The organism is Variovorax sp. P1_H2 (genome assembly GCF_056405295.1).
The window spans coordinates 18,595-33,632 of sequence record NZ_JBFUCJ010000083.1 but is presented as its reverse complement, the minus strand read 5'-3'; the positions used below and the strand labels follow the sequence as shown (position 1 = coordinate 33,632).

13 protein-coding genes are annotated in these 15,038 nt (G+C 64.3%); 12 read left to right on the top strand and 1 reads right to left on the bottom strand.

All coding sequences use genetic code 11. The annotated features are described in order from the left end of the window. Window positions 1–374 precede the first annotated feature (374 nt). Window positions 375–572, bottom strand: a complete 198-nt coding sequence (locus tag AC1D2E_RS24355; protein WP_478199782.1) for a CopG family transcriptional regulator — start codon at window positions 570–572, stop codon at window positions 375–377. Between the two features lie 246 nt (window positions 573–818). Here AC1D2E_RS24355 and AC1D2E_RS24350 point away from each other — a divergent pair, with 246 nt between their 5' ends. From AC1D2E_RS24350 to AC1D2E_RS24295, 12 genes are all read left to right on the top strand, one after another. After that, window positions 819–2,822 carry a proton-conducting transporter transmembrane domain-containing protein gene (locus tag AC1D2E_RS24350; protein WP_478199781.1) on the top strand — a complete coding sequence of 668 codons (2,004 nt, stop codon included), beginning with the start codon at window positions 819–821 and terminating at the stop codon, window positions 2,820–2,822. Then, window positions 2,819–3,742, top strand: a complete 924-nt coding sequence (locus tag AC1D2E_RS24345; protein WP_478199780.1) for a respiratory chain complex I subunit 1 family protein — start codon at window positions 2,819–2,821, stop codon at window positions 3,740–3,742. The genes AC1D2E_RS24350 and AC1D2E_RS24345 overlap by 4 nt, the downstream gene beginning before the upstream one ends. After that, a complete protein-coding gene (locus tag AC1D2E_RS24340) occupies window positions 3,742–4,356 on the top strand; it encodes a hypothetical protein (RefSeq protein WP_478199779.1) in 615 nt (204 codons plus the stop codon). The genes AC1D2E_RS24345 and AC1D2E_RS24340 overlap by 1 nt, the downstream gene beginning before the upstream one ends. A gap of 115 nt (window positions 4,357–4,471) precedes the next feature. Next, a complete protein-coding gene (locus tag AC1D2E_RS24335; protein ID WP_478199778.1) occupies window positions 4,472–5,977 on the top strand; it encodes a complex I subunit 5 family protein in 1,506 nt (501 codons plus the stop codon). Window positions 5,978–6,000: 23 nt separating this feature from the next. Beyond that, window positions 6,001–7,458, top strand: coding sequence for a hydrogenase large subunit (locus AC1D2E_RS24330; RefSeq protein WP_478199777.1), 1,458 nt, complete (start codon window positions 6,001–6,003; stop codon window positions 7,456–7,458). A gap of 8 nt (window positions 7,459–7,466) precedes the next feature. Then, a complete protein-coding gene (locus AC1D2E_RS24325) occupies window positions 7,467–8,216 on the top strand; it encodes an NADH-quinone oxidoreductase subunit B family protein (protein WP_478199776.1) in 750 nt (249 codons plus the stop codon). A 466-nt stretch (window positions 8,217–8,682) separates the two neighbouring features. Next, entirely contained in the window at window positions 8,683–9,468 is a 786-nt protein-coding gene (locus AC1D2E_RS24320) for a hypothetical protein (RefSeq protein ID WP_478199775.1), read from the top strand. A gap of 213 nt (window positions 9,469–9,681) precedes the next feature. After that, complete coding sequence (locus tag AC1D2E_RS24315; protein ID WP_478199774.1) at window positions 9,682–9,942, top strand: hypothetical protein; 261 nt, start codon at window positions 9,682–9,684, stop codon at window positions 9,940–9,942. Then, a complete protein-coding gene (gene hyfB, locus AC1D2E_RS24310) occupies window positions 9,939–11,963 on the top strand; it encodes a hydrogenase 4 subunit B (RefSeq protein ID WP_478199773.1) in 2,025 nt (674 codons plus the stop codon). The genes AC1D2E_RS24315 and hyfB overlap by 4 nt, the downstream gene beginning before the upstream one ends. 7 nt (window positions 11,964–11,970) lie before the next feature. After that, window positions 11,971–12,918, top strand: coding sequence for a respiratory chain complex I subunit 1 family protein (locus AC1D2E_RS24305; protein WP_478199772.1), 948 nt, complete (start codon window positions 11,971–11,973; stop codon window positions 12,916–12,918). A gap of 1 nt (window position 12,919) precedes the next feature. Next, window positions 12,920–13,582, top strand: a complete 663-nt coding sequence (locus AC1D2E_RS24300) for a formate hydrogenlyase (RefSeq protein WP_478199771.1) — start codon at window positions 12,920–12,922, stop codon at window positions 13,580–13,582. A gap of 1 nt (window position 13,583) precedes the next feature. After that, a complete protein-coding gene (locus AC1D2E_RS24295) occupies window positions 13,584–15,038 on the top strand; it encodes a hydrogenase 4 subunit F (protein ID WP_478199770.1) in 1,455 nt (484 codons plus the stop codon).

The window sequence follows — 15,038 nt, the reverse complement described above, 5'->3', positions numbered from 1 at the left end:
CTCCATGATGACTCCAAATATGATAATTGTATGTTAATTTAACAAGCATACAAGGCAAGCTGGACTGGAGCAACGCTCAGCAGGATTTGCCAAGCGTGTGTGGTTCTTGAGGGCAGAAATGCGGTGCCTCACCAAAACTTCCACCACGATCGCGACACGGCTTCTTTCCGTTGCGTGGGAGATGCGAGCGGCTGCACCTGACTTTCTTGGCTACGTTGGCGTCGGCGCTGCTCCGCCTCAAACGCCTGTGCAACACCAAATGCAAGCTGCTCGCCACGTGCCGCACGCGCGCGCCACTCGCGGGCCAACTCGGCGAGTTGGTCGTCGTCAAGGTCGTTCGGTCTCGAATGCATCAGCGCAGTCGTCGTCGCCGTTCAGGGTCTCGCGGCCACTTCCTCCTCCCGCTCCAGACCGCTCGGGACGAAGGTCTCGCCGTGGTGAGTCAGATAGTCGCGAATCAGACGTCGTACGACCTGTGAAGGGGTGACGTCCTGGCGGGCACACAACGCCTCAAAGGCCCTTTTCTTCGCCGGATCGACCAGCACTGTCAGGCGCGCTGTCTTGAGTTCCATCGGATCTCCCACATGTCAGTTCAATGATAATAATAGTATCATCTAGAGCAACCTAGATTGCACACCAAGGCGGGCATTTCCGATCCTGCTTGGTCGGGATCCTGGAGCCCTTCACTTGCATTGCTTCGATGACTCCTGCGTATGGCGCGCGGCACGGCGATCCGCGTTGCCGATGCGCGTCGGCGACCATGACCAGGACGGCATCGAGGTGCCCGGCTTCGCGGCGCCCGCGGCCTCAGGACGTCAATGACGGTTCTCAGTGCAGCCGTGCTCGTCTTGCTGCTGGGTGCCGCAGCCTGCCTCCTGCCCGTGCGCAGCGCCATGCATGCGGGCATTGGCGTGCTTTCGCAAGTGCTCGCAACGGCATTGGTCTGGACCGCCGTGGCCCCTGTTCTGTCCGGTGGAGCGACCGTGGTCGGCGAACTGGCGTGGGCCTATCCGGTGGGCACCCTGCGGGTGCGATTGGACGCGCTTGGAGCCTTCTTCCTGGCCTGGTCGCTCCCGATGACCTTGCTGGGCAGCATCTACGCGGTGGGCTACCTGCGGCCGTACTTCGGATCGAAGCGGCATCTGGGGGTGCACTACGCACTGCTGAACCTGACGTCCTTGTCGTTCGTGCTCGTCTACACCGCCGACCACGCTCTCGTCTTCCTGCTGGGCTGGGAAACCGCCGCCCTCGCCGCATGGCTTCTCGTCATCTGGGACTACACGAACCAGAAAGTCCGCTTCGCCGGGTTCAACTACCTGGTGTCCACGCACATCGGCCTGATCTTCCTGGTCGCGGCGTTCATGATCCTGTACACCCACTCGGGTTCGTGGGACCTCAGTGGCTTCGGACACTGGCTGCGCAACAACGCGGGCTCGGAACGCAATGTCGTCTTCATGCTCCTGGTGACGAGTTTCGGCCTCAAATCCGCGTTCTTTCCATTTCATTCCTGGCTGCCACGGGCCCATGCAGCGGCGCCGGCGCATGTCTCGGCGTTGATGTCGGGTGTCATCCACAAGGCCGGGCTCTACGCGCTGGTGCGCTTCGTTTTCCTGATCGGCAAGCCTGACGAATGGATGGGCTGGTTCCTGATCGGATTCTCCGCCCTGTCGGCGGTGGTCGGCGCCCTGTACACGGTGGGCCAGCGTGACCTGAAGCGCCTGCTGGGCTACTCGTCGACCGAAAACGTCGGGATCGCCGGTATCGGCTTCGGCGTCGGCTGCCTGGGGCTGAGCTGGGGCAACGCGTCCCTGGTAGCGATCGGATTCGCCGGTGGGTTGCTGCATGTGCTGAACCATGCGTTCTTCAAGTGCCAACTGTTCTACGCCGCCGGCGCGGTCTACCAGGCGACGCATACCGTCGACATGGAGAAGCTGGGAGGGCTGTCGCGGTTGATGCCCTGGACATCCTTGAGCTTCATCCTTGGCGGCGTCGCGATCTCGGCGCTCCCGCCGCTCAACGGCTTCACCAGCGAGTTCGTCATCTATTCGGGGCTTTTCACTGATGCCCCCATCGGCGTCTGGGCCAAGGTGGCGCTGTCTGCTACGGGTGCACTGCTGGCCTTCGTGGGCGCAGTTTCCGCGTTGAGCATCACGCGCGCCTTCGGCGTGGTCTTTCTTGGCGCGCCGCGAGATCGCAGCGTGACGCCGCCCACAGAGGTGAGCCGCTGGATGCTGGTGCCCATGGGCGTGCATGCGGTGGGCGTCATCGTGCTCGGGGTCATACCGGTGCTGGGCTTCAAGCTGGTGCAAGGCCCCACCGTCATCGCACTGGGGTCACTGCTCAAGCCGACCGTCGACGTCCTGCAGCCGATCGCCGACATGCTGACGTGGATTGGCATGGTCTCGGGTGTGCTCGTCCTGTCGATCGAAGCGCTGATCTGGCTGCGGTCGAGGGCGACGTCCCAGGCTGCTGCGAGCCACGTCACTTGGGGCTGCGGCTATGGTGCACCGAGCCCCCGCATGCAGTACACCGGCTCGAGCTTCTCGACTGACTTCAGCGCCCGTTTTCGAGGCGTGATGGTGATGCTGCGGCGACAGAAAGCGCCAACGGGCTACTTTCCAACAGAAGGCTACCTCGTCACCGACTGCGTGGATGCGGTGGAGCGGCGACTGTTCTCCGTCATCGGCCATGGAGATGCTTCAGCCGCCGACTTGTCACGGCGGCTGCGCGAAGACGATCCGCGCGTCGCCTTTGCGGCCGCCCTGATCGGCATCGTCGCGATCGCCGGGGTGTTGGTGCTGGCGAGCGGTCCGCTGCGATGAAGCCGCTGATCGGAGTCGCCCAGGTGGTCGTCGCGCTCGGGATGCCGGTGCTGATGGTCGGCCTCGTGAACCGGACCAAGGCGCTGTGGGCCGGGCGCAAGGGGCCGCCTCTCATGCAGTTGGGCTGGGATCTTCTGCGCCTGCTGCGCAAGCGGCCCGTCTTCAGCGTCGTCGCCACGCCGTTGTTCCGCGCCGGCGCCTGGGTGGTCCTCGCGGCGACCCTGCTCGCCGCGATGATCGCGCCGAATCTCGGCAGCATCGCACTGCTCGAGTTCAGGCACGACTTCATCTTCTTTGCCTACTCGTTCGCGCTGGCCCGTATCTTTCTCATGTTGTCTGCACTGGACGTCGGCAGCGCCTTCGAAGGCATGGGCGCCGCCCGCGAGGCATCGTTCACCGCCTTCGTCGAACCCGCGCTGTTCCTGCTCATCGGGGCTGCCAGCGTGGCCACCGGCCACACCAGCTTCGCCGGCCTGATCGGCCATCTCCACCAAACCGAGTCGTTCCGCTGGATCGTGGTGCCCGCTGTCGTGGTTCTTTTCATCCTGCTGCAGGCCGAAGCTTCACGGGTGCCCGTGGACGACCCGCTGACACACCTCGAGCTGACGATGGTCCACGAGGTGATGATCCTCGATCACAGCGGCCCGGAACTGGCTGCGATGCAATACGCGGCGGCACTGAAGATGACCATCTACGCGGGTTTGATCGCGGCCCTGCTCAACCCCTTCGACCCTCTGCGCGCGCCGCTGGCCTGTGGGTTCACCTCGTTGTTCATCATGGCCGGCGTCGCCGTGGCGGTGGGCTGCGTCGAGTCGCTCGTCGCGCGGCTGCGCATGAACCTGGTGCCGCGCTATCTGATGCTGGCATCGGCCGTGGCGGCCCTGTGCCTGGGCGGCGCCGGCTGGTTGGGGAGGTCCTGATGACGCTGCCGCTGATCATCTTCCTGGTTGCAGCCGTCATCCCGGTGTTCTTCGGAAAAATCCGGTCCGCGCCGGTCTGGCTCTCCATACAGGCGCTGGCCCTGGGCTGGAACGCCATCGCGCATCACGCGGAGGTGTCGGTCCATGCGCTCGTGGCCCTGTTCGAGGTCCTCGTCGTGCGCGGCGTCATCGCGCCGCAACTGCTGCGCCGAGCCATCCGCCTGCGCGCCGAGCCGAATCTCGACCTGATGCCGTCGAACCTTTTTACCTGGGCGATCGCCATCGCCCTCATCGTCCTGGCGTTCGAATTCGGCGCGCCCGCGATGTCCGACCGACAGGCCCTGACGCTGGGCGTCGTCGGCGCGACAGTGGCCGTGGCCTTGTTGGTGCTGTCGACCAACAACTCGCCCCCGGCCCAGTTGGTGGCCGTGCTCTTCATGGAAAACACGCTGGCGTTGTTTGAGTCCCTGCTCCCCGAACCTTGGCCACTGCCGGTGCACGCCGCCCTGAGTTCCATCTACCTGCTCACGGCCGGGGTGGGCGGCTGGCTGGTCGGCGCACGCGAGCCGAGCGAAGCGAACGGCAAGTCGCACGTGGCGAAGGAAATCCCATGAGCCGCACGGCCGCTCCGAAGGCGAATACCGAAGCGCTGCTGCGCGGAGGTTCTCTATGAGCCGCACGGCCGCTCCGAAGGAGAATACCGAAGCGCTGCTGCGCGAAGGTACTCCCATGAGCCCGCCGCCCGTCAGTCGCGAGGCCGGCGCGCTCACGCTCGGCGAGTCTGCGCCCGTTGCGCAGAGCGCACCGACGAACCGGGCGGAGCCCATTGCGGCAGGCTCGCACTCGGGCGCACCTCATCGCTGGATCGGCCCGGCGCTGGTCGCGGTGGCACTGGCCAGCCTGGCGCTGTGGGCCACCGTCTTCGTGCTCACGCCGCTGACCGAATTGCCGCTCTATTTCGCGCAGCGCTATTTCGTGCTCGATGCGACTTCGCTGTTGTTCCTGCTGGTGATCAACAGCGTCTTCCTGGGCATCAGCGTCTATATCGCCTCGCGCGTGGGGACCTCGGCAGCGCTGACCAATCGCATACGGTCCAGGGCGTCACTCACGTTCGCGTTCATGGTGGCCATGAACCTGGGGGTGATGGCCAACAACCTGCTGCTGTTGTGGGCATTCATCGAGCTGACCACCTTGTGCGCGGCACCCCTGGTCGCGCAGGGCAGCGCGAAGGCGCCGCATCGCGTCGCCTGGCGCTATCTGCTGTATTCGAGCATGTCGCTGGCGCTGACCTTCCTGGGCATCATGTGCCTGACGCGCTCAGCCTATCTGCAGGGCGTGGAGATCAATTTCGCGCTCGGCGAAATGGCGGCGGCCGTGCCGACCATCGGCGACACCTGGCAGCATCTCGGGCTGGCGCTGATGCTGTTCGGGCTGGGCAGCAAGCTCGGCCTCGCACCACTGTACAGCTGGATGCCGGAGACCTACGAAGCAGCGCCGACCAGCACGAGCGCTCTGCTGGCGGCCGTGCAGTTCAACATCAGCGTGGTCGCGGTCTTCCGCATCCTGCAGGTGTTTCGTGTCCAGGACACCGGCTTTGTGGCCTATCAGTTGCTGATCATGGGCTGTCTGTCGCTGACGGTGGCAGCGATTCAAGTCATGGCCGCGCGCAGCTACAAGCGGCTGATCGCCTATGCATGCGTCAGTTCCTCCGGCGTGATCGCGATCGGGCTGTCCGTGGGCAAGGCGGCGGCATATGGCGTACTGCTCTACATTGTCAGCAACGCCTTCGTCAAGGCGCTGCTGTTCCTCACTGCAGGCCGGCTGCGGGCCGTCTACGGCACCAACGAAGTCAAAGCACTGAGCGGCGTGATGCGGGTGCTTCCGTTCTCTGGATTGCTGTTCGCCGTGGGCACCTTCGCCTTGCTGGGCTTCCCTCCCTTCGGCAGCTTCATGGCGGAGATGCTGATCTTGTCGGGCATCGTGCAGTCGGGCAACCTGATCGCGTTCACGATGATGTGCACGATGCTGACGATCATCTTCGTCGCGACGGGCCGCTCGATCTTTCCGATGCTGTGGGGACCGTCGGACCGGCAAGGTGCGTCGATCAAGGAGAGCTGGGTGACTGCAATGCCCAAGCTTGGATTCGTCGTTGTCCTCATCCTGCTCGGTGTCTACACACCGGCCCCGATCAGCCAGCTGCTGCTGCAAGTGGCGCAATCGATTGGCGGGCAATGATGGGACCCGCGAAGCCGGTCGCCATGGTGCTGACCCGAGAGATTGCACCGCTCGGCTTGGTCGCATGGGCGGACTGCTGCGCACAGGCCCTCGACGGCGGCAAACGCATGATTGCGCTGTTCGGCCGCCCCGCCGCGAGCGATGAGGTGGTGGTCACGGCAATTCTGCAGGGCGATGGAGGGCGACTTAACATCGTGCGCGGCCGCGCAACGAACCATGAGTCATTCCCGTCGCTCACTCTGCGGCATCCCGCCGTCCAGATGTTCGAACGGGAGCTGTGGGAACAGACCGGACTCACGCCCGTGGGACATCCCTGGCTCAAGCCGGTGCGCTACGAAGGGCCTCGCCAGCAGCGCATGACCGAGTATCCTTTTTTCAAGGTGCGCGGGCAGGAGGTTCACGAAGTTGGGGTCGGCCCGATCCACGCGAGCGTGATCGAACCGGGACATTTTCGCTTCATGTGCCACGGAGAGAAAGTACATCACCTGGAAATCCAGCTCGGCTACCAGCATCGCGGCGTCGAGGCACTCCTGCTGCGCCGCCCGCCGCTCGCACTCACCTCGTTGGTCGAGTCCATCGCTGGCGACAGCAGCATTGCCTATGCATGGGGCTACTGTGCCGCGGTGGAAGCGTTGGCTGGCGTTCAGGTGAGCATGGCGTCCGACATCGTGCGCGGCATCGCGCTGGAACTGGAGCGCGTCGCCATGCATCTGGCGGGCCTCACGGGGCTTGCCACCGACATTGCGTTCCTGCAGGGCGGCGCCACGTATGGGCGCTTGCGCACGGCGGTCATCAACGCATCGATGCGCGCCAGCGGCAGCCGCTTCGGCCGGGGCTGGTTGCGTCCGGGCGGTGTGCGCTTCGGCATCGACGATGCGCTGCGACGGGACTTGCTCGCCACCCTCGGAGCCTTCGCGAAGGACATCGCCGAGGTCAACGACCTGATGCTCAGCGCGCGCAGCGTCCGTTCCCGCTTCCAGGGGGTAGGCATCGTCGGCAAGGGCGCGGCGCAAGACATCGGGCTCGTTGGCTTGGCGGCACGCGCCAGCGGCGTGGCCATTGACATGCGTGTCAGCCTGCCCGGGCGGCTGTACACCAGCCATCCCGTCAGGCTTCAAACCGAGGAAACGGGTGACTGCTGGGCACGGCTTAAGCTTCGCATGCGCGAGATCGACGAGTCCGTCCGCTGGGTGACACAAGCGCTCGAAGCGCCGGGGCTCGACCTGATGGCCGCGCCGCCCGTGCCGGTAGGACCGCTTTCGCCCGGCACGCTGTGCGTCTCGGTGCGCGAAGGCTTCCGCGGGCCCGTGGTCCAAGCGCTGGAAACAGGCGCCGACGGGCGCCTCGTTCACTACAAGGTCCAGGATCCGTCGCTGTTGAACTGGTTCGGCCTCGCGCTGGCCTTGCGCGACAACGAGATCTCGGACTTTCCCATCTGCAACAAGAGCTTTGATCTTTCCTATTGCGGGAACGATCTCTAGGAACATCGGTGCTCAAGTCGATCAGGGTCAGGGCCTCGCAAGGAACCCAATACATCAAGGATCCTCGCCACGCGAATCCCGTGGGTTTTCGCGGCAAGCCCGTCATCGGCGCCGCCCCCTGCGAGACGGAGTGCGGCACCTGCCTGGCCGCTTGTCCGGCGGAGGCGATCACGCTCGATCCGGTGCGGATCGATCTGGGGCGCTGCGTGATGTGCGGCGACTGCGCTCCTGTGTGCCCGAGCAGCAAGCTCTCGTTCACGAACGATTTCAAGCTTGCCTCTACCAACCGTGACGAGTTGATCATCGACGCCTCGCGGCCGGCACCCGACCCCGTCAGGGTGTCCGAAGCACTGCGCAAGCGCTTTGGTCGCTCGCTGAAGCTGAGATCGGTCTCGGCCGGTGGCTGCAACGGCTGCGAACTCGAGGTCAATGCCCTCACCAATGTCAACTTCGACATCGGGCGCTATGGCATCGACATCGTGGCATCCCCCCGACATGCGGACGGCCTGGTGTTGACCGGGCCGATCACACGCAACATGGCTGAGGCCCTTCAGATGTGCTGGGATGGCATGCCCGATCCCAAGCTCGTGATCGCGGTCGGGGCCTGCGCAATATCGGGCAGTCCTTTCGAGGGTTCGTCAGCCTTGGAGCGAAGTTTCCTCGACCGATTCAAGCCGACTCTTTACGTACCCGGATGCCCGCCCCACCCGCTCACGTTCGTGTGCGGGGTGCTTGACCTGCTTGGTATCAAGAGCTGAGATACCCGCATCCGTTCGACTCTGTCTCGCCAGATGCTCTGGAAGCTCTCGCCCCCCTCAGTCTGCCGCGAGGGACTCACGCAAGGGCGGTGGCCTTGACCTCGTCCACCGTCTTCTGCGCGGCGGCCGTCGACGCGTGCTGCGCCTCTTCGATGTCGTGCTGATTCAACACGATCAAACCTTCGAAATAGTTGTGCGGTTCGGGGGTGAGCCGCTCAGTTCGGTCGCTTTGCCACTCGTCAAGACATGATAATGTCATTATCATTGCAATTACACGATAAACGCATTACATTTGCTGGCCAGGCGTCGAGAAATCGCGTCCCCTACTCGTCTTGCGGAGGCTTGAACCCGTGGAGTTCGATCGTCCGACTCTTGTTGCCGTTCTCGCACCGACGGTGGTTGGAGCCGACCGTGAACGCCGAGACGACAGCCAATCCACGTCGCTCGAAGGTTTTGAAGCGTCGCCATGCCCCAGCAGCCATTCAACATGCCCGCGCCGCCTCGCCGGTCGCGGCCCCGCCACAATCTGAAGCTCGTGCAGTTCCTGCCGCCCGGGGGGAAAGCCCAAGTTTGCGCGGCGCTTTGGCGCGAGGGTGACTACGTCCACCTCGCATCGCCGCTCATGCGCACGCGCCGCGGTGTGCGGGACCCGAAGTGCTACGCACGGCAGTTTCCCGACGCCCTGGCGTCGATCGACACCTTCGAAGAAACCATGACCTGGCTGGACGCGGCGTGCTATGCCGCTAGCGATCCACGCGAGGTCGATGCTGCCTGTCAGCAACACCCCGAGTGGCGGCTGCGGTGCGTGCGGTACGACGGGAGCGATGCCAACCTGTTGGACCTGGCCGGGCTCATTCGGGCCACCGAGCCCGCCGACCCATTCCCCGAAACGCTCATGCCCGATTGCTTGCTGGAGATCATCAGACAGATTCTGAAGAACGACGTTGATCTGGCTGGAGGCCAAATTGACTCGACTTCGCAGAAGGGAGACGACGTCGCGACGCTGGACCTCGGACTGGATCGAACGGTGGTGGTCACTTTGCTCACGAACATCGCCTCGACGGACGTCGTACGTCAAGGGGTGCTGGCACACCACAGGATGATTGCCCCGGACAATGACGGGACGCATTGCCTGCTCGTGCTGCCCAATCTCCAAATCAATCAGCCGATGGTCCTGACTCCGCGCGTGGTGATCACCGACATGGACACCGACCGCATTCGAGCCTCGCTGGTGCAAATGGCCAAGCGCTGACACCCGAGTTCCCTCAATCAAGACTCAAGAAATCCAGCCCTGCCCAATTCGCAGGCCGAAAGCCCTGGACCCTGCTGCCGCCAGCCAGTTGCTCGCGGGTTTGCGCTGGTCGCTTCCGCACTGAAGGACCAACKAGGCCAAGGCTTCGTGATTTGCATGGCATTCATGTACCATGTGTTGCGGGTACTTATCGCATTGCCATGCTGAGGATCCATGGAATTCAAAACTGCACGGCTGACGCTGCTCATTGATCCACACAAGAAGGAAGCCTTCGAGCGACTTTGTGCGCTGCAGGATCGGACGGCATCGCAGGTCGTGCGGCACGGTGTCCAAGACATGGCGCGCGACGCGACCGCGAGGGAGCGCACCTCCTCCTCAGACATACCGGCGCCTCGAACGGAGTCTGGCTCGCCAGAGGCTTCTCTTCGGCCACCAAGCGGCGCGCTGCGCACCCCAGGGCCGCCTGCGTCATGAGCAGCCTTCCCCCCATCGCAGAATGGATCCATCTCGACTGGATTCTTGTTGTGGCGATGGGGTGGTTGTTTGTGGGAACCGCCGGGATCTTCGCCCTGCATCGATTCCGCCTGGTCTCCCAGGCGCTCTTCCCCATCGGGGCGCTACTCGGGTTGGCGCTCTTCGGTCTGGCCCTGGACGCGCTGCTTGGCTCCCCCGAGGTCGCCGTGCTGCCCATCGGACTCCCGGCATTGCCGTTCCATCTCCGCCTGGACAACCTGTCGGCCTATTTCCTGATGGTGGTGGGTGGCGCTTCAGCCGGAATTTCCGCATTTGCGGCTGGGTACTTCCGCAAGGGCGAAGGCACGCCACCCGGCCTGCTGTGCCTGGAATACCACGTTTTCCTGGTCAGCATGGTGGGGGTGATCCTCGCCGACGATGCGTATTCATTCATGGTGATGTGGGAGACGATGGCACTGTCGTCGTTCTTCCTGGTGACCGCGAACCACCGCATGGCCGAGGTGCGCAGCGCCGGCTATCTCTACATCACGATGGCGAGAATCGGCGCGATCGCCGTCCTGCTGTGCTTCGGTGTGCTGCAGGCCGAAACCGGCGACTACACCTTTGCCAACATGCGCGCCCAGGCCCTGTCGCCGTTCTGGGCCTCGGCCGGCTTCCTGCTCGCCGTCTTCGGTTTCGGCGCCAAGGCAGGCGTCCTGCCGCTGCATGTCTGGCTGCCCGAGGCCCACCCCGCCGCGCCCTCCCCGGTCTCGGCCATGATGAGCGGGGTCATGCTCAACACGGCCATCTACGGCCTGTTGCGCGTATCTTTCGACTTGCTGCACACCCGCATGTGGTGGTGGGGCGGGCTGCTGCTCGCGGTCGGACTGGCGACAGCGCTGTTCGGCGTGGTCTTCGCGGCGGTGCAGACCGATATGAAGCGGCTGCTGGCCTATTCGTCGATCGAGAACATGGGCCTGCTGTTCGTCGGCATGGGCCTGGCATTGATTTTCTCGGCCTATGGCATGAAGCCGATGGCCGCACTCGCGTTGACAGCGGCCCTCTATCATGTCGCGAGCCACGCTTTCTTCAAGAGCCTGCTTTTCCTCGGCACCGGCAGCGTGCTGCATGCCACTTCCGAGCGAAACCTCGGCAAGCTGGGCGGCCTGATCCGGACCATGCCCTGGGTTGCCTGGCTCATGCTCCTGGGCGCGCTGACCAGCGCCGGCTTGCCGCCGCTGGGCGGCTTCGTGTCGGAATGGCTGCTGCTGCAGAGCTTCCTCTTCACACCGGGCTTGCCGCAACCGTTGCTGACCATGCTGATTCCGGTGGTCGCCGCGCTCATCGCCCTGGTGGCCGCGCTGGCCGGCTACACGATGGTCAAGTTCTTCGGTGTCATCTTCCTTGGGCAGCCGCGCGAGGACAAGCTCGCCCACGCCCACGATGCCGGTCGCTGGGAGCGTGTGGGGATGGTGTGGCTGGCGCTTGGCTGCACCGCGCTCGGGCTGCTGCCAACACAGTTCATTCAATTGATCGACCCCGTGACTCGGCAGCTTGTCGCGTCGGGTCTCGGCGCCAAGGTAGCAGCCAGCGGCTGGCTGTTGGCGCCGAACAGCCTCGAGCAGGCCAGCTATGGCCCCGTGATCTTCCTGCTCGGCATCCTGGGAAGCTTTGCACTCGCCTACCTGCTTGTTCGCAGGCTCTACCACGGCCGCGTGCGTCGCGGCCTGCCCTGGGCGTGCGGCTTCCCGTGGGGCACCGCGCGCATGCAGGACACGGCCGAAGGCTTCGGCCAGCCCATCCGTCAGATCTTCGAACCCTTCTTCCTGATGCGGCGCGATCTACCCACGCCCTTCGACGCCGAGCCCCACTACCGCGTGACGGTCGAGGATCACTTCTGGCGCTGGCTCTATGTGCCCATCGTCGACCTGGCGGCGTACCTCGCGCGACTGGTCGGCCTGATGCAGCAAGGGCGAATCTCGGTGTACCTGCTGTACAGCTTCCTGACGCTGGTGGCCACGTTGCTGGTGGTGATGCGATGAGGTCGCCATGAACTTCACCGCCTTCGTGTCGCAGTTGCTGGAGATCGTCATCGCGATCGGCCTGGCGCCGCTGCTGACCGGCTGGGTCAACATGTGGCGCGCCTGGCTCCAGAACAAGTCCGCGCCCAGCCTCTGGCAGCCCTACCGGATGCTGCACAAGCTGTTCAACAAGGAGTCGATGGTCGCCCACCACGCATCGCGGCTGTTCCGCGTCGCGCCCTATGTGATGTTCGGCTGCATGGTGCTGGCCTGCGCCATCATCCCCATGCTGTCGACCGATCTGCCGTTGGCACCGTCGGCGGATGCGATCGCCCTGGTCGGTCTGTTCGCGCTGGCGCGGGTGTTCATCTCGCTGGCCGCCATGGACGTCGGCACCGCGTTCGGCACCATGGGTGCGCGGCGCGAGATGCTGGTCGGCTTCCTTGCCGAGCCGGCGCTGCTGATGGTGCTGTTCTCGGCCTCGCTGATCTCCAAGTCCACCTCCCTCACCACGATCGTCGAGACGCTCGCGCACCGCGAGCTGGCGATCTATCCCGGCCTGGCCTTTGCCGGGGTGGCATTCACGATGGTGTCGCTGGCCGAGAACGCGCGCGTCCCGGTCGACAACCCGGCCACGCACCTCGAACTGACCATGATCCACGAGGCGCTCATCCTCGAGTACTCGGGCCGTCACCTGGCACTGATCGAATGGGCGGCCAGCCTGAAGCTGTTCGCTTATTCGTGCATCGGCCTGGCCCTGTTCTTCCCCTGGGGCGTGGCCGAAGCCCAAGCCCCGCTCGCGATGCTGCTGGCGTTGCCCGTGTTGATGATCAAGCTGGCCGTGGGCGGCTTTCTGCTGGCCACGCTGGAAACTGCCAGCGCCAAGATGCGCATCTTCCGCGTGCCCGRGTTCCTGGCCACCGCCTTCCTGCTGGCGGTGATCGGCATGCTGGTGCAACTGCTGCTGAGCCAGTGACATGAGCAGCGCCATCCTGACCCAATTCGTCAACCTGCTCGGCGCGGTGTTGCTGATGCTCGCCTTCGCGATGATCTCGCAGCGGCGCATCTTCACGCTGATTCACCTGTTCACGATGCAGGGTGCGGCGCTGGCGCTCGCGACCGCCTTGGTCGGCTATGCCACCAGCCAGCACCACCTGTACGTGTCGGCCGGGCTGACCCTGGTCCTCAAGGTGCTGCTGATCCCGTACCTGCTGCACCGGGTCATCGACCGTCTCGGTATCCGCTGGGACGTCGAGACGCTGATCAACATCCCGACGACGATGCTGATCGGCATCGTGGTCGTGATCTTCGCGTTCAATCTGGCGATTCCCATCTCCCAGCTGTCCTCGGCGCTGGCCAGCGGCACGCTGGGCATCGCGTTGGCCTGTGTGCTGCTGTCGTTCCTGATGATGATCACGCGAGCCAAGGCGGTTCCGCAGGTCATCGGCTTCCTCGCCATGGAAAACGGCCTGTTCTTTGCCGCCACATCGGCCACCTATGGCATGCCGATGGTGGTCGAGTTCGGCATCGCGCTGGACGTGCTGATCGGCGTACTGATCCTGGGCGTGTTCATGTTCCAGATTCGCGAACAGTTCGACAGCCTGGACATTCGCCATCTCGAGAAGCTGAAGGACGACTGAGATGCTTGCATTGGCCTTCCTCCTCGCAACGCCGCTGGCCGGCGGGATGGTGCTGGCGCTGGTGGGCCATCGCGACAACGCGCGCGACGTCAATGTCGCCTTCAGCCTGGGCACCTTCGTCGCCGCCTGCGTGCTCACGGCGCAGATCGTCGAGAGCGGCCCCATGCTGGTGTGGGACCGCGAGTTCTACATCGACCCGCTGAACGTCTTTCTCGTCACGCTGACCGCGTTCGTTGGGCTGACCACTTCCATCTTCTCGCGCCCCTACATGCGCGTGGAGCGCGATCACGGCAAGATGACGCCGCCGCGGCTGCGCCTGTATCACAGCATGTACCAGCTGTTCAGCTTCACGATGCTGCTGGCACTGACCACCAACAACATGGGCATCATCTGGGTCGMGATGGAGGCCGCCACGTTGACCACCGTGCTGCTGGTCAGCGTCTATCGCACCGCGGCCAGTCTCGAAGCCGCCTGGAAATACTTCATCCTGTGCGGCGTGGGCATCGCCCAGGCGCTGTTCGGAACGGTGCTGCTGTACATGGCGGCCGAGAAGGTCATCGGCCCCGAGGGCGGTGCCTTGCTCTGGACCAACCTCGATGCGGTGAAGGACCAGCTCGACCCGAACATCATCACGCTGGCGTTCGCATTCCTGTTCATCGGCTACGGCACCAAGGTCGGCCTGGTGCCCGTCCACAACTGGCTGCCGGACGCGCATGCCGAGGGTCCGACGCCGGTATCTGCCGTGTTGTCGGGCCTGCTGCTGAACGTCGCGCTCTATGCCATCCTGCGCTGCAAGGTGCTGACCGACGGCGCACTGCACAATGCTTTGGCCGGCCGTTTGATGATGGGCTTCGGCCTGCTGTCGGTGGTGGCGGCAGTGTTCTTCCTGATCCGGCAGAAGGACGTGAAGCGCATGTTCGCCTACTCGTCGATCGAGCACATGGGAATGATGACCTTTGCTTTCGGAATGGGCGGCCCGATCGCCAACTACGCCGGGCTGCTGCACATGACCGTGCATTCGCTGATCAAGTCCGCGATCTTCTTTGCCGTCGGCCATGCCACGCAGAAGGCGGGCACCCAGATCATGGAGAACATCCGCGGGCTCATCAAGGTCAGTCCGACGGTCGCCTGGGGTCTGATGCTTGGATCACTCGCGATTCTGGGAATGCCCCCGTTCGGAGTCTTCGCCAGCGAGTTCCTGATCGTCACGACCGCGATGCGCGAACAGCCCTGGGCGACCCCCTTCCTTCTGATCGCCTTGGGCTTGGCGTTTGCATCCGTCTTCAGCCGGGTCCAGCCGATGGTGTTCGGCGAGACCAACGTCAAGCCCCTGGCGCATCCGCCGGCCCTGGTTCCGGTGTTCATGCATCTGGCGCTGGGTCTGATGCTCGGCCTCTACATTCCACCCTATCTCAATGCCTGGTACGTCCAGGCGGCGGCGATGCTGGGGAACTGA